Here is a 22,563-nt window from a genome sequence, read left to right as displayed (position 1 = left end):
AGATGGGGAAGCGTACGGTTGAGAAGGCGAGCTGCGAGAGGGGGCTCTTCGGCAACGTTCAGCCGGACAGCGAGAAGGAGCTCTTCGCCGACGCCCAGTCGCTCAAACAGTCCTCGCTGCGCTGCGGAACTCGCTTTGTGGGCGTCGCGGAAGGGGCCCGGTCGGGTCGCATGAGGCGTCTTGCCGCGCTCTGCATCGCTGCCGTGCTCGTTTTCTCGCTTTCGGGGTTGGGCGGCTGCGCGGGCGCGGGGTCTTCTTCTACGGCGTCGAGCAGCACTGCCGCAACGGCCGACTCGGAGTCTTCCGCCTTTGAAGACGTTGCCGTAGCTTTCGACGTTTCAGCTCTTGACCTGGACTATTCGAATCGCGACCTGGACGCAAGCTACGACGAGGCATCTGCCACACGCATCGCGCTTTCGGGGTCGTCCGCAAGTGTTGACGGCTCGGGTGCCGCAGTCGATGGTTCGACGGTGACCATCTCATCGGAAGGAACCTACATTATTTCAGGTGAGCTTTCGTCGGGGCAGATCGTGGTCGACGCGTCCGATGACGCGAAGGTTCAGCTGGTACTTGCGGGGGCGACTATCCACAACGAGAACGGTCCCGCGATCTATGCGAAAAACGCCGATAAATGCTTCGTGACCTTGGCCGATGGTACGCAAAACTCGCTTTCCGACGGCACCGACTACACGCTCGAAGATGACTCCGATGAGCCATACGCGACGCTCTTTTGCCGCTGCGACCTCACCATCAACGGCACGGGGGCCCTCAACGTGGCGGCGAATTATCGCCACGGCATCTGCTCGAAGGACGACTTGGTTGTCACGGGTGGCACGCTGAACGTGACGGCAGTCGAGGATTGCCTGCGCGGTCGCGATTGCGTGAAGATCGCTGACGGCACGTTCAACCTGGTGGCGGGCGGCGACGGCATCAAGTCGAACAAGGACACGAAGGCCACGCAAGGGTTCGTGAGCATTACGGGCGGTACCTTCACGATCAATGCGGGCGACGACGCGGTGCAGGGGAAGACCTATATCGGAATTACGGGCGGAACGTTCAGCGTGACCTCGGCCGATGACGCGTTCCATTCCGACTTGCAGATGGCGATTGCGGGCGGTGGATTCACGGTGAGCGCGGGCGATGACGCTTTCCATGCGGAAACCGAGCTCACGGTCGACGACGGTACCATTAACGTGACCAGCTGCTATGAAGGCCTCGAGGCCGAAAAAGTGTACGTGAACGGCGGCGATACTTCCATCGTGGCGTCCGATGACGCGGTGAACTCAAGCGCTGCCGACCTCTCGGATAGCTCGGCTGATGATGAGGAAGCTAATGATAGTGGCGCTCCTGGCGAGGACGGTATTGCTGTCAATGGAAAAACGCCAGGCGAAGGCGGGCCCACAGCGGGTGGAAGTCCTGCGGATGGTGGCAGCTTCCAAGGCGGTGACCAGGGTGGAGCGAGGAGTGGCCAGGTTCCACAAGGCAGTGCCCAGGGGCAGGGCGAGGAGCAGGCTCAGAACGGCACCCCTCAAGGCGAAGCGGCCCAAGGTGACGCACCGCGGGGTGACCAAGGCGGCATGCAAGGTGAAGGCGGGCCCTCCCAGGAGGCTGGCAGCCAGGGCGATGCTCCCCAGGGCGGCCAAGGTGGCTCTCCCCAGGGTGCTGGCAATCAGGGCGGTGCCCCTGGCGCAGGTTCTTCCGACTGCCTTATCCAGATCAACGGCGGAACGCTCGTGCTCGACTCGGCGGGCGATGCCATCGACAGCAACGGCAGCGTGGAGATCACAGGTGGTGCGGTGCTCGTCAACGGCCCGTCGAACGATGGCGATGGCGCGTTTGACTACGATAGCGAGGCGACCGTCTCGGGTGGTACGGTGCTCATGATCGGCTCATCGCGCATGGCGCAGAGTTTCTCGAGCGGCACGCAGCCGTTTCTCTACACCGCGAACGTGAGCGGCAGCGCGGGCGAGACGGTCGCAATTGTGGACGCGAATGGCAATGTGATTGCGTCGATAACGGCAACCAAGCAATTCGGCATGGTGCTGGCAAGCAGCCCCAAGTTTACCGAAGGTGGGGAATATTCCCTGGTGATAGGCGGGACGCTGAGGAACGCAGATGCGCATGGCTATACCGATTCCGGGACCGTTACGGGCGGTAGCTCGATTTCTGCAACCGCGAGCACCACGCCTTCGTCGAGCGTAGGAGGCATGGGATCGGGGCCTGGGGCGCGGGGTCGGTAAATGACTGGCGGGCGGCGCTTCTGACGAGGAGAGGACGCCGCCCCCTTTTGACGGGCGAGCCTTACTGGGCGGGGATGCTTACTCTCCGCCCGCGACAACGGTGACGGTTCCCCCGTCCATTTCTTTCGTTATCTGAAGTTCGTATTGTGACAATAAGCAAGTATCACCAGAGCAGATATCTATGGTGTGCGTGCAGACAAGTGCTTTCGGAATAGCGAGACGGCCGTTTTCGTCGGCGAATTGCCGATCCATGGCTTCATGGCTGGGGCAGTCCCAAGGAGTGCTGTCGACCTCCGCATAGGGTATGGGCTGTTCTGACGCATCTACGATTTGCAGGGTGAAAGCGACATAGCGAGCGGTTGGCTGCATGACGGCGATTGCCGCGCCGATTGCTACGACAATCGCGACGACAAGAAGCGCTGGAAGTACGACCCGCCTAGTCGTAATCATATGGGATTATCCTTTCTGTTTGAGGATAAATACTATAGAAATGTTATCAATAAATCTAGAAGGTGCGTGCAAGTTCTTTACGGGTTGGTTCTTGCGGGAAGAAGTGCGCTTTTGGAGAGGGGGACATGCCAGAAATCGGGCACTCTTCATCATCGCGGGGATCGAACGCGGGAAGTCGGGGAATGCGACTCGGGTGTCGGTATTCGCTGACCTGGCCTTATGCCCGCATGCCGTTCGCAGTGGCTCGCCGCAGGGCGCGAACAACGTCTCCTAAGGGCCTCATGTTGATGAAAACCGCCCGATTTCTGGCAGGTTGGGGCGTTCAAATTGTCAGCCCCCCTTGCGAGTGCGCAGTAGCGCAATTTCCCGTACCTGTACTATGGTCAGGACATACGACGTCTCCGAATTGGGTATAGTGGGCGCAACAGAAGGCGCGAAGGAAAGCGAGCGAGCTCATCATGGTTGCAATGCTTCGAGACTGCATCTACGGTCAGGCCGTTGGCGATGCCCTGGGCGTGCCCTACGAGTTCATGCCTCGCGATACGTTCGAGTGTATCGGCATGGTCGGTTACGGCACGCACAACCAGCCGCCGGGCACATGGAGCGACGACACGTCGATGGCCCTCGCGATATGCGATAGCTATCGTGAGCTTGGGTGTATCGACGTCGCCGACATTCGCGAGAAGTTTCTCGCCTGGTATCGGGATGGCGCGTATTCCTGCGACGGTCTGTTCGACATCGGCAACGCTACTGCCACGGCCTTAAGGCTTGGCCATGGTCTTTCCGGCGAGCGCGATAACGGCAACGGCTCTCTCATGCGAACTGTGCCACTGGCCTTCACCGAAGCCACCGACAATGAGGTGCGGGCCGTGTCTGCCATCACGCATGCTCACGCTACGTCGACCGAAGCCTGCGTAGGGATGGTCGGCGCCGCCCGCTCCCTTATCTCGGGCAAGCAGGCGAGAGAAGTGGCCTTGGCTTATGGTGTCGATCCGGATAGGCCCCGAAGCGCCATTCGTTCAAGTGGCTACGTGCGCCATACGCTCGAAGCGGCGCTGTGGTGCCTTGCCAACACGACGAGTTATCGCGACTGCGTGCTTCTTGCCGTCAACCTTGGCGACGATACCGACACGACAGGCGCCGTCGCTGGTGCGCTCGCCGGCATAGTCTACGGGGTGGACGGGATACCCGCCGAATGGCTCGAAGCCCTCAGGGGCAAGGACGTCATCGAGCGCTGCCTATTCTGAGGTCGACCTGGCGCGTGGCAACGCTTGGTTAACTTGAGTCTGACGGCGAGCCAGATGGCTAACTTAGTAAACCCAAGCGCTATTCGGAACCTTTTCATGGAGCTTGGGCAAGGCGTTAGACAGCCCTTTATAGACTAATTCCTAAACTAGATAGACTAAACGGTTAGTCTATCTAGCGAAGAGTCCAAACGGCGCTCCCCCTATTACCTTCGGGTTCGATGCGCTTGTCCTTCCTGAGCTCTTGGAGGAGGTAACTCACGTGCTTCCTCTTCTGGTCCTTGCTCATCCCGTCGGGGAGAGCGTGATCGATGGCTGACACAATTTCCGCGCGTGTGCAAGGTCGAGTCCTGAGCAGCTTGACGATAAGCTCTTTGCAGATGCTCGTATCCAGGCCCTTCTGCCTGACGTATTCCTCATGGGTCCCGATGATTCCAGCGACCTTCGAAGAGACGATGAGGTTCGGATAGCGGCCTTCCACCAATCCGCGATTTCGCAACATCTTCGCCTGATCTTTGCCGATGGGCCTTCCTTTTTGAATGAGATCGAGGAGAAACACTGTGCCAAGGTCCATATTCGGATCTGCCGCCAATAGCTGGGTATACGATTCATCCAAAACCTTGCCGTAGATAGTGACGCTCACCCTATTGGAGTCCAGCAGGTCATAGGTCGGAAGAGGGAGCATCCGTCCTTTCTGAATTTCGTAGACGTTTCGTATACCGATGGCGTTTTGGTCGATCATGCTGGTTTTTGCCATTGCGTCAGACAGCAGCCTGTTTCGGTAGTAAGGTGGCCTGTAACCGGGCTCTATTGCTTTTTCGATGCTCCCGGGTATGAACGATCCTTCATTAATGAATACGATCCGATCTTCATATTCGAGCACGTTGATCTTGCCAGTGCGTCGGTAGTCCTGGTGGGCTATGGCGTTGTGTAGCAGCTCACGAATGACTTCGGGTTCGTACTTGTTGGCAAGTGTCGGAAACAAAGTGGCCTCGCTGTTGAAATAGCGATAGCGTTCATTTCTGATTTTCTTCAGGACCTTGTCTGCCTGGAGAATGAAGGGCGGATCGAAATGCTCGTACGCTTCAGGCCTGCCGTCCGAAGAGTAAAGGGTCCAGGTGATTCGTGGCGCCGAACCGCTAAGGAACGCCGTGGATTCGGGGCGACCCAAGAGGACGAGTGCAGCGTTGGTTACCTTTCCGTGGATTATGAACCCCATCTTGCGTAGCTTCTCTTCTTGTGAGAGACGTTCGATTGCCGGCTGGCTTGTGCCGTACTTCTCGATGAACTTGGCGCAGGCGAACTCTACGGCTTCAGGTTCAAGGTCGTCGATATTCGCCTCGAAGGAAATCTGCTTAGACCAGTCTGGGCGGGACTGCCCCCATATGGCCTCCAGTTTGAACCTGGGCATCTCTTTGAGTGACTCATTCTCACGTGACCAGGGGACGCCTTTCCATGTGGTGGGGGTTGCGAACTCGCACGGCGGTATTTGGAATGCGACAACTCTCTTTTCATCGAGGTCGAACTCGTAAATTTCCTCGAAAGTCATTCCCGCATTGAGATGCTGGGCGACCTCCTGTTTGAGCTTCCTCAACCCAACGCTTGGACGGGACGCTTCTTTTCGATAGGCGGTGCCACATACTCCCCGTTTGTTCGTGATTCCGAAAAGGAGCCATCCGCATTCAGCGTTCCTCAAGTTCGCCTCGTTGCTGAGAGCGGAAAAGTACTTGCCGATGTTGTCGAAGTCGAAGTTTTGCTTGGCTTCCTTATATTCGACTACTTCGGTTTCGACATCAACAAGCAGTGACCTGATCAGAGACGGCATTTCATTAAGAGGTCTAATCATGATGTCCCCCATAGACTAGAGGATAGACTAATTCTATTTCATTTTAGTCTATCGTGCGTTTGATTCACATAGCGTCTCGTCATTGAATCCGCAATTTGATTCGTTCATAATTACTTCTCCTTAGCCGCCCAAAGGTAGCTTCGCCCGGCGGCGGCTTTGGGGCACCACGTCCCCGCGAACGCGTTTCCCTAGCGCCCTCGCGGGGGGATATGCGTTTCTATCGCGCACGCCCCACGGGGCTCATGTTCCTAGTCCCACGTTCTGCGTTTCCCCTATTCCCTATAGCCGCGCGGGCCTCGTCGCCGCGACCCTCGATGGTTCGTTCTGCGGAAGGGCCTACGGATGAGGCACAGGAAGAAGGCAACAACTCGGTGAAGGCGCAACTCCGCGGCGCGATGCGGGTCGGCCGAGGTCGAGAGTCGCGTCTCTTTCGCGGCGCGGTGCGGGTCGGCCGAGGCCGAGAGTTCGCCCCCCCTCGGCAAGGTGCGCGTTTCGGGAGGGGGACATGCCAGAAATTGGGCGCTCTTCATCATCTCGGGGAGCGAACGCGGGAAGTCGGGGAAGGTGACTTGGGCGGCGGCATTCGCCGACCTGGCCTTATGCTGGCATGCCGTTCGCGGTGACCTGCCGCAGGGCGCGGGTATCGCCTTCCAAGGGCCGCTCGTTGATGAAAACCGCCCGATTTCTGGCAGGTTGGGGCGTTCGCATCGTCGCCCGATCTTGGCTTCGCAGCGCGTCAGCGCGACCGATGATCTTATGGTGCGGGATCGTTCGTCCATGTTTCCCGTAGTATGCTTTCCCCAGCACCCCGCTGCGCACAGGCGCGGCGGAGCGATACGGCCTGCTAGTTGTCGAAGCCGTCGCGCATGAACAGCTCGCAGGCTTCTTTTATGCCGTCGTATAGGGCGGCCGCAATAACTCCATTCAGGGACGATGCGTGCCAGACGGACGGTTTTCACACCTGTACTATGGTGGGGACATGCAATCACTGCGGGCTGAGTATAGTGAACCCAACAAAGGGCGCGGCGAAGAGGTAGCGAGTCATTAAGCGCTCCCCGCGCGGCAATCTCAGCGCGCGGGCCCTGGGGCCAACGCCCTCCGCAGGTGTCTCCCCGAACGTGCAGGACAACCCTGACTTCGCCGTTTTTCTAGGGAGGGTTTGCGATGCCGGAACCGAAGAAGCGTGCCGTGAAGCGCACCGATGCGCAGCGCGCGGCGGAAAACAAGTACAAGAAGGCGAAGCAGAAGAAGATCCAGTGCAATTTCTTTCCGCCCGATTACGATTTGTACGAATTCGCGAGGAATCGAGAGGAAAGCATGTCGTCATACCTGAAGCGGCTCATTCGCGAGGACAGGGAAAGAAGTGAGAACGGTTCGCAATGAAGCTGGTGCTCGATTTCCTGATTTTCGTCTCGGAGCTCGTGATGCGAAAGGGATTTTCGTGAAGATCGTCAACCCTACCTGCCCAGGCTGCGGCGCCCGGCTTGAAGTCGACATGGATAGGAAAATGGCTTTCTGCAGCTATTGCGGTGCCGCCCTGCCAGTGGATGTTGAGATTCAGAAAGTCCAGCTCGACGGGGCAGAGAAGGCTGGGTACGAATTCGAGAAGGGCCGTCAAAGGGCGCAGGCGGAAGCGGCACAGGCGTCTTTCCAACCTCAGCAGGCCTGCTATCAACCAGCCTTCCAGCCAACTATCCAGCCTCAAGCTTCTTCCCAACCCCAGCAGGCCTCTTACCAGCCAGCCTCTCAAGAGCCCCCGAAGAAGCGCAAAACGTGGTTGTGGGTTCTGGGGTGGATCTGCATTTTCCCCGTTCCGCTCACGATTATCATGCTGAACAAGGAAGACATGAGCAAAAAGGCTAGGTACGGTATCATTGCCGCAGGTTGGATTCTCTATCTGCTCATCGGGCTTGGTGGCGGTGGATCGAAGTAAGCGCCAAACGCATCCGTCCGCGCCTATGGGTTGGGTCGGCGGGCGGTATAGCCAGCTCAACCGCACTTCGTGTTTGGCGGCGGAACCTTTCCCGAAAAGCGCTCTTCCGCTCTAGTCTGTTGGAGTAGAATAGCCCGTGGACGAACGGCTATTCAATCGGCGTTTTCGCCGGGAAGAGGCGGGGTTTGGCTCAGCACATCTTCACATACGACTGCACATTGCGCGACGGCGAGCAGTGCGAGGGCATCTCGCTTTCACTCGACGACAAGCTGCGCATTGTGGAGCGGCTCGACGCGTTCGGCATCGATTTCATCGAGGGCGGTTTCCCCGCGTCGAACCCGAAGGACATCGAGTTCTTCTGCCGCGTGAAGGAGATGCCGCTTGCCCATGCGCGCATCGCCGCGTTCGGGTCCACCTGCAAGAAGGGCATGCCGGCCGATCAAGATCAAGGGCTCGCCGACCTCGTCGAGTGCGGCGCTCCCGTGGCAACCATCGTGGGGAAAACATGGGATGCCCAGGTCACGCGCGCGTTGCAGACCACGCTCAAGGAAAACCTGCGCATGATCGCCGACTCGGTCGCGTATCTGAAGGCCCACGGGCTCACCGTCGTGTTCGACGCCGAACACTTCTTCGACGGCTACAAGGCAAATCCCGACTACGCGCTCGCGTGCATCCGCGCGGCAAGCGAGGCCGGTGCCGACTCCATCGATCTTTGCGAGACGAACGGCGGCGCGCTTCCCTTCGAGGTGGAGGAGATAGTCGGCGTCGTTGCGCGTGCGCTTCCCGACCAGCAGCTGGGCATTCACTGTCACGACGATTCCGGCTGTGCGGTGGCCAACGCGCTTTCCGCCGTCCGCGCGGGCGCGCTGCAGGTCCAGGGCACCGTCGGCGGCATCGGCGAGCGCGTGGGCAACACCGACCTGCTCACCACCATCGCCGACATGGAGCTCAAAATGGGGCTCCGCTGCGTCGGCTCCGACAACCTGCGCGACCTTACGCGGACCGCCCAGTTCGTCGCCGAAACGTGCAACCTGTCCGTTCCCGCGCACCATCCCTACACGGGCGCCTCGGCGTTCGCGCACAAGGGCGGCCTCCATGCGAGCGCCATCGCGCGCTTCCCGGAAGCCTACGAGCACACGAGCCCCCAAAACGTCGGCAACGCGACGCGGATGCTCGTGAGCGAGCTTGCGGGGAAGGCGTCGCTTGCCGCGAAGGCCAAGAGCCTGGGAATCGACCTTTCGGGCGATGCGCGCACGCTCCAGGCGATCTTAGACGATGTGAAGGCACGCGAAGCGCACGGCTACTCCTACGAGGTGGCTGACGGATCGCTCGCGGTGCTGATCAGGCGGCACCTCGGCTTATACGAGCCCCATTTCAGGCTGGAGAGCTTCCGCGTCATCGTGGACGATCGGGAAGACACGGGCGCCCTCGCGAAGGATGCGGCGAGCGAGGCTACGGTCAAGATTCATGTGGGTGATCGCCGAATCGTCGCCACGGGTGAGGGCACAGGCCCCGTCGGCGCGCTCGACGCGGCGCTTCGCATGGCGATCACTGAGTACTTGCCCCAGGTGGCGAACATGGAGCTCACCGACTACAAGGTGCGCATTTTGGACGAGGAAGGCGCCGGCACGAGCGCTACGACGCGCGTCATCATCACGACGAGCGATAAGCGCGGCAGCTGGGGCACGGTCGGTGTGAGCGAGAACATCATCGAGGCATCGTGGAACGCGCTTGTCGATTCCATCGAGTACGGCCTCATACGAGCAGAAGGGTAGTGAAATGAGCGAGCTGAGAACCCCCGAAGTCGAGAACCTGCTGTCCGTCTTCGCCAAGCTAAACGACAACGACACAGTATTTGCCCTGCTCGAGGACTTGTTCACGATTCGCGAGATTCGCGAAACCTCGCAGCGTTTGGCTGTGGCCCGTCTGCTCTCCTCCGGTAAGCCCTATTCTGCGATCGAGGAGGCAACAGGCGCCTCGGCGACGACCATCGCCCGCGTGTCGAAGTGCCTCTCTTACGGGTCGGGCGGTTACGCCGCCGCGCTCGAAGCGCTTGGTGACAAGAAAGAATAGCCCGCAAGCCGCCCTGACGCTCGGCGAGGTGCTCGGCGCGCTGGCGCAAGCCGCCTGACGCCCAAGGCGCCCGGCGTACTTGCAGCGTCCGCCGAAGCGAACGGGCGCCGGGCTCTCGCAAATCGCCTAGCGCTCGGCGCGCGCGGCGAATACTTCCAGGATGAGCTGGGCACGCGTCCCGATGAGCGTCGTGTTCTCGTTGAGGAACCGGCGCACGTCGCTTAGGGGAAGCTGGAAGGGCGCTATGAGCTCGTTTTCCTCGGGCTGCGCATCGCCCACCTTCTCCACCTGGGCAAATACAATCTGGATTGTCTCGTCGGTCAGCCCTGTCGACGAAAATCCCGCCTGGGGCAAAAGTCGGACGGGCTCATCGACATCGGTGCGCAGGCGGTATCCCGTCTCTTCGCGCAGCTCGCGGTCAACGCATTCGAGGATGCCTTCGTTAGGTTCCTTCAAACCTGCGGGGAATGCGATGCACCAGGAATTAAGCGGGTAGCGGAACTCACGGATCATGAGCAGCGTGCCTTCGCGCGTTTCGCCCACGATGCAAACGGCGTCCACGCGCGGTGCCTCGCCGCGGGCATTCGCCATAAGGCCCGCGCGGTATGCTTCCAGCTTCTTGCGCGACGTGCTCTCGTATACGTAGTCGGTGCCGTCGGGCAGCTCGTAGGTGAGGATGTACTTGTTGATCCACCCCTCGCTGACCTGCTCGATGTTCTTCAGTCGCGGAATGCCGCGGGTCGTTGCTGCGTCCATCTGCCCATCCTTTGCCTCGCTGTTGTTCGGCGCCATGATACACCAGGTGCGGGGCGAGAAAAAGAAAGCCCGCAAGGGGAGGATCCTTACGGGCTTTCGCGCTGGGCTTATCGGACGCGCCCGGCGTCAATCGGAGAAAAAGAGAGGGAAAGGAAAATCGAGAGGAAAGGCTACGCGATGGCGATGGTCTTCTTCTCTTCAAGCTTGGGCTGCGGCTGCGGCTTGGGGACGTCGATCACGAGCGTGCCGTTCTCGAAGCGAGCCTTGATGTCCTCTTCCTTGACATCCTCGCCTACATAGAACGTACGGCTGCACTTGCCCTCGAAGCGCTCCTTGCGTACCCAGGTGCCCTTCTTCTCGTCGCCTTCGGAGGTTTCGGTCTTGGTCTCGGCGTTTACGGTGAGGTAGCCGTCCTTAAGCTCGGCCTGAACGTCTTCCTTCTTGAATCCAGGCAGATCGATGGTCATTTCGAAACCGTCGTCATGCTCCTTGATGTCGGTGCGCATCAGCGTGGAGGAAGACTTCGGCGCCGGGGTGAACGGGGTGTTGAAGAATGCGTCGAACGGATCGGCCATCAGGTCATTAAAGAAATTCCTACGAGTCGGCATAAGCATGGTCATCATTGTCATCTCCTAATAACGGGGGGCGCTCTGTTTTGGGAATCGGCGGAAGCCTGCTGCCGAGGTTGTTCGCTCGCTTTAGCGGTGGGCGGCAACGTTGTCGTGCCCGCCTGCAGTGGGCTAAAACCCTGCGGCGCCTTGCCTTCGCTTCTTCTCGGCGTCCCTTCTTGGTTCGACTATCGTTATAGACTCCTCGTTAGCACTCGTCAATGGAGAGTGCTAGTTCGTCACAAACCTGACACATTTGATAGAAGGTAACTTGAGTGGACTACGCTTAGATAATTGAAAGGCGATGCCGAAGAGAAGGGGAAGGGGCAGGGTGTTCGCTCGTTCTCAGCACGTCGCTTGCGCCCCTTCCGCGTCTTAATGCGCGCTTCGCATCTTGGGTTTCCTCCGTCATTCCGCCCTGTGCCGCGATAGCGGCGCGACCCGTTTCGTATTGCAATCGCGAACAGGTATTCTCGAGCGCTCATCAAACGAGTATGCTTTGGGGAGCAAAGGGCGAAAGGAAGCGGGGTGTGGCATGGCTCGAATCGGCGTGATTTCCGATACGCATGGCGTTTTGCCTGTTGAGGCATTCAATGCACTCGCTGATTGCGAGCATATCATCCATGCGGGCGACATCTGCAGCCCCGAGATTATCCGCGATCTGCAAACGCTTGCGCCTGTGACAGCCGTGCTCGGCAACAACGACTTCAACGAGTACGGCACCTCGGTGCGCCGCTACGCCCGGCCCGTCATCGACGGCGTGCGCTTTCTTGTGGCGCATTACCCGAGGGATGTGCGCATCACGTTTGCGGGGTCGGGCGCGCTCGCGCCGGGCGATCCGCTGCCGAACGTGTGTGTTCATGGGCATACCCATGTGCCCGAGATCGTGGTGGGGAAGGAAGCGCGCCCGGCCGACCTGCTGCTCTGCCCCGGCTCGCCCACCAGCCCCCGCGGGGGGTTCCCGCAATGCGTGGCGAAGATCGACGTGTGGGAGGGCCGCATTCTGCGCGCCTGGGTCGAGCGGACCACGCGTGGCCCCCATTGCGGTGCGGTCGTGCTGCGCCGCGACTTCGCGTAAAGCCGGCTGCTTTCGCGCTCGCGGGGCTTTGCGGCGAAAGCGTGTGGGGCGCGGTCCATCGGGGTCTACGAACGGGACGGGATCGGGTGATTCGCCTCACTCCTGTAGCACATCCCCGAGTTCGTGGTCAACTGAGCGAGTTGTGCGCCCCTGCTTCTCTCCTCGCGCTCGCGTGGAAAAATCGCGACCAGGCCTTTTCCCAGCAAGGGCTTCCCAGCCGGCTTCCAGGAGCGCGAAAACGCCGACTTTCCGCGATCGAAACGTCGCACAACTCGTCCAACTGACCACGAACTCGGGGGTGTGCTCCCCCCGAGGGCATTTTATTGAACAATTGAGAATTATTCCCGGGCGAATGAAGGCCGACTTTCGCGGGGCTATGGTTGCTGCAGCAGTAGCTGCTGCGCGTGCGTTGGGATCTTGGAGCGCGGCCGGCTGTCTGGGGATGGTCGACTCGCTTCCTAGGATGGGTCGGGCGATTTGTCTCAGTCGTGGGACGGGGGACGGAAGGGCGAGAATCGACTCGTGGGGCTAGGGACGCGGGGTGCAGAGACTGCGCGATCAACCCCATCCTCGTTATGCAAAACTCCGGTTGAAAATATTGCGAAATGCCGAATGAAAAAATTGCAAAACCGCGGTTGAAAACATTGCAAAATACCGAATGACAATGCGGTACAATAGCTACTTGGAATTTCGGAAAGGCCAAAATCGAGCATCAACGGCTAAGGATGGCGTTATGAGCAGAACAAAAACCCTCACGCCGGAAGGCTATAGGCCTCGTTTGATCGAGCGACGGCTTGACTCATTAATGGGAGCATTTGGCTGCGTTGAGGTTAATGGTCCTAAATGGTGCGGGAAGACGTGGACAGCAATGTCGCGAAGCGCCAGCATGACCAAGCTCGATGACCCTGCGCAACGGGAAGCGGCTGAACTTGACCCAACGCTTGCGTTGCTTGGTGACCCCCCGCATCTCGTTGACGAATGGCAAGAGGTGCCTGAGGTTTGGGACGCTGCGCGTCGTTTCGTGGACGAGTCGGGCTATAAGCGTGGAATCCTTCTATTTACGGGCTCAACCGCCTTGAAGAAGGATGAGCGGCAAAAGGTCCGCCATTCAGGAGCTGGTAGAATTGCTCGCTTGTCAATGCGCCCCATGGCATTATGCGAATCAGGTGAGGGCGAGGCGATGGTGTCGCTTTCGTCCTTGCTCAACGGCGAAGCGGTTGTCCCCGCAAGAAAAGAGTCGGGGCTCCTTGATGTTGCTCGGTGGTGCTGTCGTGGCGGTTGGCCGGCAAACCTCGGTCTTTCCGACGAGGCCGCAGGCGAGACTGCATCGCAATATATCCAGTCAGTGCTTGACGTCAATGTAATCGAGGAAGGCAGATCACCTGCAACTGCGCTCGCTCTCATGCGAGCGCTCGCGCTTAACGAGAGTCAGGCTGTTACTTACAAAACCCTCGCAAAAGACATGTCGAATGGAGAGGCCGTGCCGACCGATGAGACGATAGCGTCATACCTCGAGCTGTTCGATCGGTTGAGCATAACGGAAGAGCTGCGCGGTTGGTCGCCTCCCATGCGTGGAAAGGCGCGCGCTCGAGTAAAGCCGAAGCGTTACTTCTGCGATCCATCGTTGGCGGCGGCTCTTTTAGGAGCTGAGCCCACGAGGCTTTTACGAGACACTCAAACGCTCGGAATGCTATTCGAAAATTTGGTCATCCGCGATTTGCGCGTATTCCTCTCCTCTTATTCGGGTATAGGAAACGAACTATTCTACTACCGAGATAATACTGGTCTTGAAGTCGATGCAATCGTGGAGTGCGGTGGCGTCTGGGGAGGCGTCGAGATCAAGCTGTCTGACACCAAAGCCGACGAGGGGGCGAAGTCCCTGCTTTCGCTTCGTGATAAGGTTGCGTCGAACCCCGCAGCCAAAAACGCAGAACCAGCATTTTTGGCAGTGGTAGTTGGCCGTGGAAGCGTAGCATATCGGCGCGACGACGGCGTGTGTGTGATTCCTGCAGCGATGCTTGGCGCTTAAAGGAGCTCCTCACGTTTCAAGTAGGCGAGTGAATGCGAGTCGGGCGATTATTGCGGTTCGCTCGCTCGCCTCTGTGAATGCGAGGGGGTTGATCGATATTTGGGCAACCCCCTCGTTCTGCGGGCGCGGCTGCTCGCCGCCGCCAGTCATTTCGCTTTGCGGGCGCCAGCTGTCAGCAGCCACCTCGCTCTGGGAACGCCAGCTGTCGCCCGCCTTCTCGTCCTTATGCGTTCTTCAAAAACGCCAGGTAACCTTTGTAGGCCTCGTAGATGTCGGCCTTGCTCGTCACTTCCCAAGGCGCGTGCATGGAAAGCACGGCCACGCCCGAGTCGATGACGTCCATGCCGTACTTCGCGGGCAGATACGCAATCGTCCCGCCGCCACCTGCATCGACTTTGCCCAGTTCAGCGGTTTGGAATGACACGCTTGCATCGTCCATCACGCGACGCACGCGCGCCACGTATTCCGCGCTCGCGTCGTTGCTGCCGCTCTTCCCGCGTGCGCCCGTGTACTTGTTGAACACGAGTCCGCGCCCGAGAAACGCCGCGTTCTTCGGCTCGAAGACGCTCGCGTAGGCGGGGTCGAAGCCAGCCGACACGTCGGAGGAGAGCATGCTCGATGCGGAAAGCGCACGTCGTAGCGGGAGCATGCCGCCTTCGCCGGCAAGCTCCATGATCTCGGCGATGGTGTTCTCGAAGAAGTTCGACGCCATGCCGGTCGCGCCGACGCTGCCGATCTCCTCCTTGTCGACGAGCACGGTGACCGCCGTCTTCGCCAAATCCGCCGGCGCCTCGAGCTGCGCGATGAGCGAGGTGTAGGCGCACACGCGGTCGTCTTGGCCGTAGCCGATGACCATGCTTCGGTCAAAGCCCAGCTCACGGGCGCGCCCTGCCGGCACCATCTCGATTTCCGCGGAAAGGAAGTCGGCCTCCTCGATACCGTACTTGTCGGCCAGAAGCTTCAGCGCGAACGCCTTTACCGGCTCCTTCGCGGCGTCTTTGTTCTTCGCGTCTTCGCCGCCTTCGTCTGCGCCTTCGCCTTCCGCACCCTCGCCATTGAGGGAAAGCGGGCGGTTGCCGATGAGAATGTCGAGGTCCTCGCCCTCGACGATCTTGTTGCCCTTCTTGTCCATCTGCTGGCTTGCAAGGTGAATAAGCAGGTCAGACACACAGAAAACGGGATCGCCCTCGTCGTCGCCCACGTTTATGTCCACGACCGTGCCGTCCTTCTTGGCGATGACGCCGTGCATGGCGAGCGGGAGCGTGACCCACTGATAGTTCTTGATGCCGCCGTAGTAGTGCGTGTCGAGAAGCGCGAACCCGTTGCTCTCGTAGAGCGGATTCTGCTTCAAATCGAGGCGGGGGCTGTCGATGTGCGCGCCCAGGATGTTCATACCCTCGCTCAGGGGCTTGCTTCCCAGCTGCACCAGGATGAGCGCCTTGCCGTGGGAATGCGCCCACACCTTGTCGCCCGTGGAAAGCGCGCGCCTCTCGCGGACGGCGTCGGCGAGCGAGATGTAGCCCGCTTTCTCGGCCATGCGGATGGCGGTTGCGGCGCAGCGGCGCTCGGTTTTGTTCTCCGAAATGAAGTCGATGTAGTTGCTGGCCAGGCCTTCGAGGGCCTCGAGGTCCACTTCGTCGTACTTCTTCCAAGCTACTTCGTGTTCCATGTCCTTCGACCTTTCGTGTTGCCCAAGGCGTATCGTGATGCGGCCAATTATAGTGCACGACGCCCGCGCCTCGGCGGATGTGAACGTTCTGCGAATTGCGGCGGGGAATGCGAGGAGGCGACTTGCATAAGGTTCGGCAACTCGTTATAGTTCCTTATTGAGATAAATTCTCAATAAGATGAGGTTAACAAAACAGTTAGCAAAAACAATTGAGAGGGGCACGTTATGAACCTTCGTACCGAACTTCCCACCGCTGAGAACTCCAGCAACTTCAACGCTGTCGCCGACGCCGCCACCAAGGCGGGCACCACGCTCGAGAACCTGAAGGCCGCCGTTGCGGGCGAGACCGGCGCTTCCGCCAAGTACGCCGCCTTCGCCAAGGCCGCCAAAGAGCAGGGCTTCGACCAGCTCGCACGTCTGTGGGAGGCAACTTCTGCTGCCGAGCAGATCCACATCAACCTCGAAGCTTCCCTCGTGGAGGCCGAAGATCCCTCCTACACCCGCCCGATCGCCGAGGCTCCGGCTCCCGAAGCCATCGACCTTAACCTGATCGCCTCCGCCAACGGCGAGATTTTCGAGACCTCCGACATGTACCCCACCTTCATCAAGAAGGCGCAGGAAGAGGGCCACGCCAAGGCTGTCAAGGTGTTCACCAGGGCAAAGCTTGCCGAGGCCGTCCATGCCGAGAAGTACCTCGAGGCGTACAACAACATCGACGCTGCCGATGACGACGCGTACTACCTCTGCCCGGGCTGCGGCTACATCCACAAGGGCGAGGACTTCGAGAAGTGCCCGATCTGCGGCGTTCCGAAGGCGAAGTTCCAGCGCTTCTAGTTCTTCGCGGTGATGTGTGCGGCTTGCGGCGAGCGATTCCCGCGCATTGCGGAAGGCGGGCGTCTTCCGCGCGGTTGCGGAATGTGGGCCGACCGCCGCAGCATCATGCGAGTGCGCTTCGGCGCGTTCCACGTGAAACATGCGAAGCCGAGTCCTTCGGGGCTCGGCTTCTTCACTTTCTGTGCAAATTGGCAACCCGTCGGAAGAGCGACTCTATAATCCTTGGATGAGACACGACACGAAGGGACAGCACGCGCGATTCCATGGCATTCGACCCGAATAAATTCTTCCTTACACGCGCCGTCAACGGGTGGTGCAATCGCCTTCTGGGCGCGGTGACGGAAGGCGAGCTCGCCGATCAGCCGGCCGAGTATGCTTCGCACCGCACCACGCGCGACTATATATGCAACACGCTCGGCACGAGCGCATGGGGCATGGTGTTCCCCGTCCTCACCATCGTGGTGACGCAGATCGCGGGCGTAGAGCTCGCCGGCATGTTCTCGCTCGCCTTTGTCACGGGGTCGCTGCTCATGATCCTCGCGAACTACGGCGTGCGCACCTACCAGATTTCCGACCTGGACGAGGCGCACTCGTTCTCGGATTATCAGCTCAACCGCTGGCTCACCTGCGCGACGATGCTCATCGTCGGGTGGATATATTGCGCCATCAGGGGTTATGCGGACGAGATGTTCACGATCAGCATGGGCGTGTACGTCTACAAGATGGTCGATGGCTTAGCCGACGTCTACGAGGGCCGCCTTCAGCAGAAGGACAAGCTCTATCTCGCGGGCATCTCCCAGGCGTTCCGCTCGGTGCTCGTGCTCGTGGTGTTCTCCATCGCGCTGTTCGTCACGCGCAGCGTCAGTGTTTCCTGCATCGCAATGGCCGTTGCTGCGGGCATTTCGTTCATCGTGCTCACCTTGCCGCTCGCGATTTGGGAAACGCCCACGTCGGCGCGCGCAAACTTCGACAGTGTCGTCGTGCTTTTCAAGCAGTGCGCCCCGCTGTTCGTCGCGCTGTTCCTTTATTCGCTGATCGACAACATGCCCAAGTTCGTTATGGAGGGCGTGCTTTCCTACGACAACCAGCTCTATTACAACGTGCTCTACTTCCCGGCCATGGGCATCCTGCTCACCGCGCAGCTCATCTACAAGCCGATGCTCGTGAAGATGGCCGCCGTGTGGGCCGATCCCGAGAAGCGCAAGCGCTTCGACATGATCATCGTCGTGATCGTGGCGGTGATCGTGGGTATCACCGTCGTGATGGCGCTCATCATGGGCTGGATTGGCATCACGATTATGAGCTTCCTCTACGGCGTGGACTTCGAGCAGTTCCGCGGGCTTGTGTTCATCATGCTCGCTGCCGGCGGCGTCACTGCCTGCATCGACTTCCTCTATCAGGTGGTCACGGTGCTGCGCCAGCAGCGTACGGTGACGAAGCTTTACCTGATCACGTTCGGGTTCTCGCTGTTCGTTCCGATTCTGCTGGTGAATTTCACGGGGCTGCCGGGCGCCATCATCGGGTACCTCATCGTGATGTGCATCCTGCTTGTGCTTCTGGTTTGGGAATACGGGAAGGTTCGCATGGCTTTGGCCGAGCGCGACAAGCAGGCGGCCGCCGCGCACGCAACGCGCGTGGTCGGGCGCGTCGTGCCGACGGAGGATGATCCCGCCGAGCGTCAGCGTCGCTCCCGCGACGCCTCCGCCGAGTTGCGCACATCTCGCACGCCGCGCCGGTAAGCTTGAGCCGCGGGCCCCTCCTTTCGCCGGCAGGCCGGCCGCACGCCCCCAAGCTCCCGTCTCAAAGCTCTCCTCGCACTCCGCGTCGCCTTCTCCTGCTCGCGCGTTAAGGGCTGGGGAATTTCTCCGAAAACGTAGGTATTTCGCCGCTGCGTCCTGCGCAAGCTGCGGCGGGGTGTCTATAATGTCGAACAACACTATAGTCGTCCCCGTTCGCGAAGGAGCATATTCCCCATGGCTTACTACTATGACGAGCCGTCACGCACGTTCAACGAGTATCTTTTGGTGCCTGGTCACACGCCTGCTACGTGCATTCCGGCGTCGGTCAGCCTGAAAACGCCGCTCGTCAAGTATCGCAAGGGCGAAGAGGAGTGCCCGCTTTCGCTGAACATCCCGATGGTGTCCGCTATCATGGCCGCCGTCTCCGACGACAACATGGCCGTGGCCCTTGCCACCGAGGGCGGCCTTTCCTTCATCTACGGCAACCAGACCATCGAGCAGGAAGCCGCCATGGTCAAGCGCGTGAAGGACTACAAGGCAGGCTTCGTCGAGTCCGACGCCAACCTTTCCCCCGACATGACGCTCAATGAGGTCGTCGCGCTGAAGGAGGCCACCGACCACTCCACCATGCCCGTCACCGATGACGGTACGGCGCACGGTAAGCTGCTCGGCGTGGTCACCGAGCGCGATTACCGCCTTTCTCGCATGAGCGGCGACGAGAAGGTTTCCGAGTTCATGACCCCGCGCGAGAAGTTGATTGTGGCGCCGGCGGACACTTCTCTTAAGGTTGCTAACGATATCATCTGGGATCACAAGCTGAACTCGCTGCCGCTCGTGAACGACGACGACACGCTCGCCTACATGGTGTTCCGCAAGGACTACGACTCCCATAAGTCGAACCCCAATGAGATGCTCGATGCCCACAAGCGCTACATCGTGGGCGCCGGCATCAACTCCCGTGACTACGCCGAGCGCATTCCCGCGCTGGTCGAGGCGGGCGCCGACGTGCTGTGCATCGACTCTTCCGAGGGTTATTCCGATTGGCAGAAGATGACGATCGAGTGGGTGCGCGAGCACTACGGCGACTCCGTGAAGATCGGCGCCGGCAATGTCGTCGACGGCGAGGGCTTCCGCTTCTTGGCCGAGGCGGGTGCGGACTTCGTGAAGATTGGCATCGGCGGCGGCTCCATCTGCATCACGCGCGAGACCAAGGGCATCGGCCGTGGTCAGGCGACGGCGACCATCGAAGTTGCCAAAGCGCGCGACGAGTACTTCAAGGAGACCGGCATCTACGTGCCGATTTGCTCCGATGGCGGTATTGTCTACGACCATCACATCTCACTGGCCCTGGCCATGGGTGCAGACTTCGTCATGCTCGGCCGTTACTTTGCGCGCTTCGACGAGTCCCCGTCGGCCAAGGTCATGGTGAATGGCACCTACATGAAGGAATACTGGGGCGAGGGTTCCGCCCGCGCCCGCAACTGGGGCCGTTACGACCTGGGCGGCAAGAAGAGCCTGTCGTTCGAAGAGGGTGTCGATTCCTACGTGCCCTATGCTGGCCCGCTTAAGGACAACATCGCGGTCACGTTGCTCAAAATCAAGTCGACCATGTGCAACTGCGGCGCGCTCACTATCCCCGAGTTCCAGGACAAGGCCAAGCTCACGGTGATCAGCTCCACGTCCATCGTCGAGGGCGGCGCGCACGACGTCCTTCTGAAGGACAAGGCTCCCTACGCTTCTAACATGAGGTAAGCGAGCATCATCGGGCCTTTGATCGGCGGAATAGGCTGCCGCGAGGGAGCCTATTCCGCGGTCTTGACAAGATGGCGGATTGTCGGCGAGCCGGCGGTCCGCTGAGGCATAAAGAAAGCGACCTCCTGGTCGCTTTCTTTATGCCATGACACGAAAACGGTGCGTTTTGGCTCGCTGCTACGCGATGAGCTTCTCCGCGAGTCCTGCCCAGGTCACGCGCTCGATTCCCGCGAAATCGGCGGCACTCGGCGCAGGTGCCGCTGCAGCGGCGTCGAGCGCTTTGGCCAGACGCTGCTCGAAAGCGGGCAGGTCGTCCGCTATGGGTTCGTCGACGCTCTCCATGCGCGGGGGCTCGACATACCACACGGGCGCCGCGGGGATGCTCGCAGAAATCCACGGACGGATGCCGGGCAGGTCGGTCACCACGGCCTTGCATCCGCAGGCGAGCGCCTCGATCACCACGAGCGGCAAGCCCTCGAAAAACGACGGCAGCACGAACACGTCGGAGTTGCGATATATTCCGGCAAGCTGGTTTTGGTCGACTTTTCCTGGGAAGGCGAATCGATAAGGCGACGCATCGGCCTGCTCGCGCAGCTCGGCATATTCGTGCTCGTCGTTATAGCCTCCGACCAGGTTGAACGTAATATCGGACGGTGCCGTTTCCAACAGTTTCGCGCAGCGGATGAGGCTTTCCACGCCCTTCTTCCGCCAAATCTTGCCGACGTAGAGGAAGCGGGTGGGCGTGCCCTCAACGTGAGGCGTGCGGCCTGTCGGGTTGAAGAGCTCATCATTGTATCCCGAGCCCACAACTCGCACGCGCTTCTCGGGTACGCCGTACATTTCCGCAATCTCGCGCTTCTGCGGTTCGTGCAGCGCGAAGATGCAGTCGAGTGCGCGCACGCCTTCGACGATGAACTCGCGTTCGAGCGAGTGCTTTCCCATCTGGCGCAAATCGGTGCTGTGGCAGATGCCGCGCACGTTCGGGCACGTGAACCCCCGCGCCTCGGCAACCTCGCGCACACAGCGCACGGCGACGCCGCACGCCAGATACAGGTGGTGGCAGAGCACCACGTCGGGGAACTTCTCCTCGCATGCTTCGCGAATCGCCTGGTCGAAAGCGCGTTTGAACCGCTCGCACATCTCGGGCGTCATGTCGCGATAGCGTGTCGCCTCGTATGGCATCTGGTCGCTCATGCCGCACACGGGGAAGGGCAGCTCGGGCGTGCGGAAGCGCACGGGATGGAAGGCGACGCCTTCGGGGAGAGTCACGTTGTCGGAAATGTCGATGCCGGCAACGAGCGTCACTTCGTGTCCCGCCGACGAAAATGCGCGCACCGTTTCGGCGACGTAGACGCCGCTTCCGGTGCTGTCGGGCTTTTGCGCAGTGATGACCAGGATTTTCATGCGGCGTTTCCTCCCAAAAGCGCGGCAACCCTCTGCGGTCGTCCGCTCACGTAATCTTTGTTGCGCCCCTCGGTGACTAAGCTTCGGCGACGTAGGAATCGATCAGGTGTCGCAGCTCATCGATGCCTGTGCCGTTTGAGGAGGACGTTACCACGAAGGGGATGTCCTTCGGCAAATCGAGCTTCTTGCGGATGGCAGACGCCTGTTTCCCTGCCGCTTGCTTCGAGAGCTTGTCGGCTTTCGTGAGGGCGATCGCGAAGGGAAAGTCGTTTTCCCAGAGGAACTTCGCCATGTGCATGTCGAGCGCCGAGGGGTCGTGGCGGATGTCGACAAGTGACACAACCAAGGCGAAGCGTCGGTCTTGGTTGAAGTAGCCTTCGATCAGCTCCGACCAGCGGCCCTTCTCCGACTTCGCTACCTTAGCGTAGCCGTAGCCGGGCAGGTCGACGAAATCGGTGCCGTCGACGTCGTAGAAGTTGATCGTGGCGGTTTTGCCCGGCGTTTGCGACACCTTGGCCAGGCCTTTTCGGTACATGAGTTTGTTCAAAAGGGATGATTTCCCCACGTTCGAGCGCCCGGCGAACGAGACTTCGGGGCGGGTCGACTCGGGAATCTGCGACGAGGTGCCGTAAGCTGCCTTGAACGATGCGATGTGATAATTCATGGGGATGCCTCTCTTTACGCGTATGCACTCATGGTATCAGAAAGCGGCCGCGCCTTGACCTCGCAACCCGATCGAGGGCTCTTCGGCGGCGTCCACAAAGCGAGGGTTAATTTGCAAGTTCATCCGAACACTTAAGTTTCGTTCTCGAACTCAGCCGGACATGTCCGGCTGAGTTCGAGAATTCCTTTCTGGAGGCGAGGGCCGAAGGCCCTCCCGAGAGAAAGGAAGAAGCATGGAGGAAAAG

General features: G+C 60.0%; 18 protein-coding genes. 11 read left to right on the top strand and 7 right to left on the bottom strand.

The genetic code is table 11. The features are described 5' to 3' along the window. Window positions 1–2: 2 nt before the first annotated feature. Complete coding sequence (locus tag ACMRQN_RS06890) at window positions 3–2,240, top strand: carbohydrate-binding domain-containing protein (RefSeq protein ID WP_418734364.1); 2,238 nt, start codon at window positions 3–5, stop codon at window positions 2,238–2,240. Between the two features lie 78 nt (window positions 2,241–2,318). Here ACMRQN_RS06890 and ACMRQN_RS06885 read toward each other — a convergent pair whose 3' ends face one another. Next, the gene (locus tag ACMRQN_RS06885) at window positions 2,319–2,690 is read right to left on the bottom strand and encodes a hypothetical protein (RefSeq protein ID WP_418734363.1); all 372 of its coding nucleotides are present in this window, start codon (window positions 2,688–2,690) and stop codon (window positions 2,319–2,321) included. Between the two features lie 458 nt (window positions 2,691–3,148). Here ACMRQN_RS06885 and ACMRQN_RS06880 point away from each other — a divergent pair, with 458 nt between their 5' ends. Next, a complete protein-coding gene (locus ACMRQN_RS06880) occupies window positions 3,149–3,937 on the top strand; it encodes an ADP-ribosylglycohydrolase family protein (RefSeq protein ID WP_418734362.1) in 789 nt (262 codons plus the stop codon). A gap of 172 nt (window positions 3,938–4,109) precedes the next feature. Here the strand turns inward: ACMRQN_RS06880 and ACMRQN_RS06875 are convergent, their stop codons facing one another. Continuing rightward, entirely contained in the window at window positions 4,110–5,780 is a 1,671-nt protein-coding gene (locus tag ACMRQN_RS06875; protein ID WP_418734361.1) for an RNA-binding domain-containing protein, read from the bottom strand. Between the two features lie 1,164 nt (window positions 5,781–6,944). On the opposite strand from ACMRQN_RS06875, the gene ACMRQN_RS06870 reads away from it, so the two are divergent. The 4 genes from ACMRQN_RS06870 to ACMRQN_RS06855 all read left to right on the top strand — a co-directional run bounded on the left by ACMRQN_RS06870 (window position 6,945) and on the right by ACMRQN_RS06855 (window position 9,786). Then, on the top strand, window positions 6,945–7,163 hold the full coding sequence (locus tag ACMRQN_RS06870) for a hypothetical protein (RefSeq protein WP_276996357.1): 219 nt from the start codon (window positions 6,945–6,947) through the stop codon (window positions 7,161–7,163). Window positions 7,164–7,221: 58 nt separating this feature from the next. Next, window positions 7,222–7,713: a hypothetical protein gene (locus ACMRQN_RS06865; RefSeq protein ID WP_418734360.1), complete on the top strand. Its 492-nt coding sequence runs from the start codon at window positions 7,222–7,224 to the stop codon at window positions 7,711–7,713. A gap of 185 nt (window positions 7,714–7,898) precedes the next feature. Continuing rightward, window positions 7,899–9,488, top strand: coding sequence for a citramalate synthase (gene cimA, locus ACMRQN_RS06860; protein WP_418734359.1), 1,590 nt, complete (start codon window positions 7,899–7,901; stop codon window positions 9,486–9,488). Window positions 9,489–9,492: 4 nt separating this feature from the next. Beyond that, complete coding sequence (locus tag ACMRQN_RS06855) at window positions 9,493–9,786, top strand: YerC/YecD family TrpR-related protein (protein WP_158048874.1); 294 nt, start codon at window positions 9,493–9,495, stop codon at window positions 9,784–9,786. Window positions 9,787–9,912: 126 nt separating this feature from the next. Here ACMRQN_RS06855 and ACMRQN_RS06850 read toward each other — a convergent pair whose 3' ends face one another. Both ACMRQN_RS06850 and ACMRQN_RS06845 read right to left on the bottom strand, forming a co-directional pair. Continuing rightward, window positions 9,913–10,542 (bottom strand): NUDIX hydrolase, encoded by a 630-nt coding sequence (locus tag ACMRQN_RS06850; RefSeq protein ID WP_418734358.1) that lies wholly within the window; start codon window positions 10,540–10,542, stop codon window positions 9,913–9,915. A 170-nt stretch (window positions 10,543–10,712) separates the two neighbouring features. After that, a complete protein-coding gene (locus ACMRQN_RS06845; protein WP_158048917.1) occupies window positions 10,713–11,162 on the bottom strand; it encodes an Hsp20/alpha crystallin family protein in 450 nt (149 codons plus the stop codon). A 523-nt stretch (window positions 11,163–11,685) separates the two neighbouring features. Between ACMRQN_RS06845 and ACMRQN_RS06840 the strand changes: the two genes are divergently transcribed. Both ACMRQN_RS06840 and ACMRQN_RS06835 read left to right on the top strand, forming a co-directional pair. Next, window positions 11,686–12,228, top strand: coding sequence for a metallophosphoesterase family protein (locus ACMRQN_RS06840; protein ID WP_418734357.1), 543 nt, complete (start codon window positions 11,686–11,688; stop codon window positions 12,226–12,228). Between the two features lie 658 nt (window positions 12,229–12,886). Then, entirely contained in the window at window positions 12,887–14,257 is a 1,371-nt protein-coding gene (locus tag ACMRQN_RS06835; protein ID WP_418734356.1) for an ATP-binding protein, read from the top strand. A gap of 223 nt (window positions 14,258–14,480) precedes the next feature. On the opposite strand, the gene ACMRQN_RS06830 is transcribed toward ACMRQN_RS06835, so the two are convergent. Next, on the bottom strand, window positions 14,481–15,926 hold the full coding sequence (locus ACMRQN_RS06830) for an aminopeptidase (protein ID WP_418734355.1): 1,446 nt from the start codon (window positions 15,924–15,926) through the stop codon (window positions 14,481–14,483). Between the two features lie 225 nt (window positions 15,927–16,151). Between ACMRQN_RS06830 and ngr the strand changes: the two genes are divergently transcribed. From ngr to ACMRQN_RS06815, 3 genes are all read left to right on the top strand, one after another. Next, entirely contained in the window at window positions 16,152–16,760 is a 609-nt protein-coding gene (gene ngr / locus ACMRQN_RS06825) for a nigerythrin (protein ID WP_418734354.1), read from the top strand. Between the two features lie 263 nt (window positions 16,761–17,023). After that, window positions 17,024–18,499: a lipopolysaccharide biosynthesis protein gene (locus ACMRQN_RS06820; RefSeq protein ID WP_418734353.1), complete on the top strand. Its 1,476-nt coding sequence runs from the start codon at window positions 17,024–17,026 to the stop codon at window positions 18,497–18,499. Window positions 18,500–18,733: 234 nt separating this feature from the next. Further along, window positions 18,734–20,251 carry an IMP dehydrogenase gene (locus ACMRQN_RS06815; RefSeq protein ID WP_297153523.1) on the top strand — a complete coding sequence of 506 codons (1,518 nt, stop codon included), beginning with the start codon at window positions 18,734–18,736 and terminating at the stop codon, window positions 20,249–20,251. A 177-nt stretch (window positions 20,252–20,428) separates the two neighbouring features. Here ACMRQN_RS06815 and ACMRQN_RS06810 read toward each other — a convergent pair whose 3' ends face one another. Continuing rightward, window positions 20,429–21,655, bottom strand: a complete 1,227-nt coding sequence (locus ACMRQN_RS06810; protein ID WP_418734352.1) for a glycosyltransferase family 4 protein — start codon at window positions 21,653–21,655, stop codon at window positions 20,429–20,431. Between the two features lie 76 nt (window positions 21,656–21,731). After that, a complete protein-coding gene (yihA, locus tag ACMRQN_RS06805; RefSeq protein WP_418734351.1) occupies window positions 21,732–22,319 on the bottom strand; it encodes a ribosome biogenesis GTP-binding protein YihA/YsxC in 588 nt (195 codons plus the stop codon). Window positions 22,320–22,563: the final 244 nt, after the last annotated feature.

It is taken from the genome of Ellagibacter sp. (assembly GCF_048412355.1).
Taxonomy (GTDB): Bacteria; Actinomycetota; Coriobacteriia; order Coriobacteriales; family Eggerthellaceae; genus Ellagibacter.
Note: the sequence above shows the minus strand (reverse complement) of the source record. Positions and strands in the feature narration are given on the sequence as shown.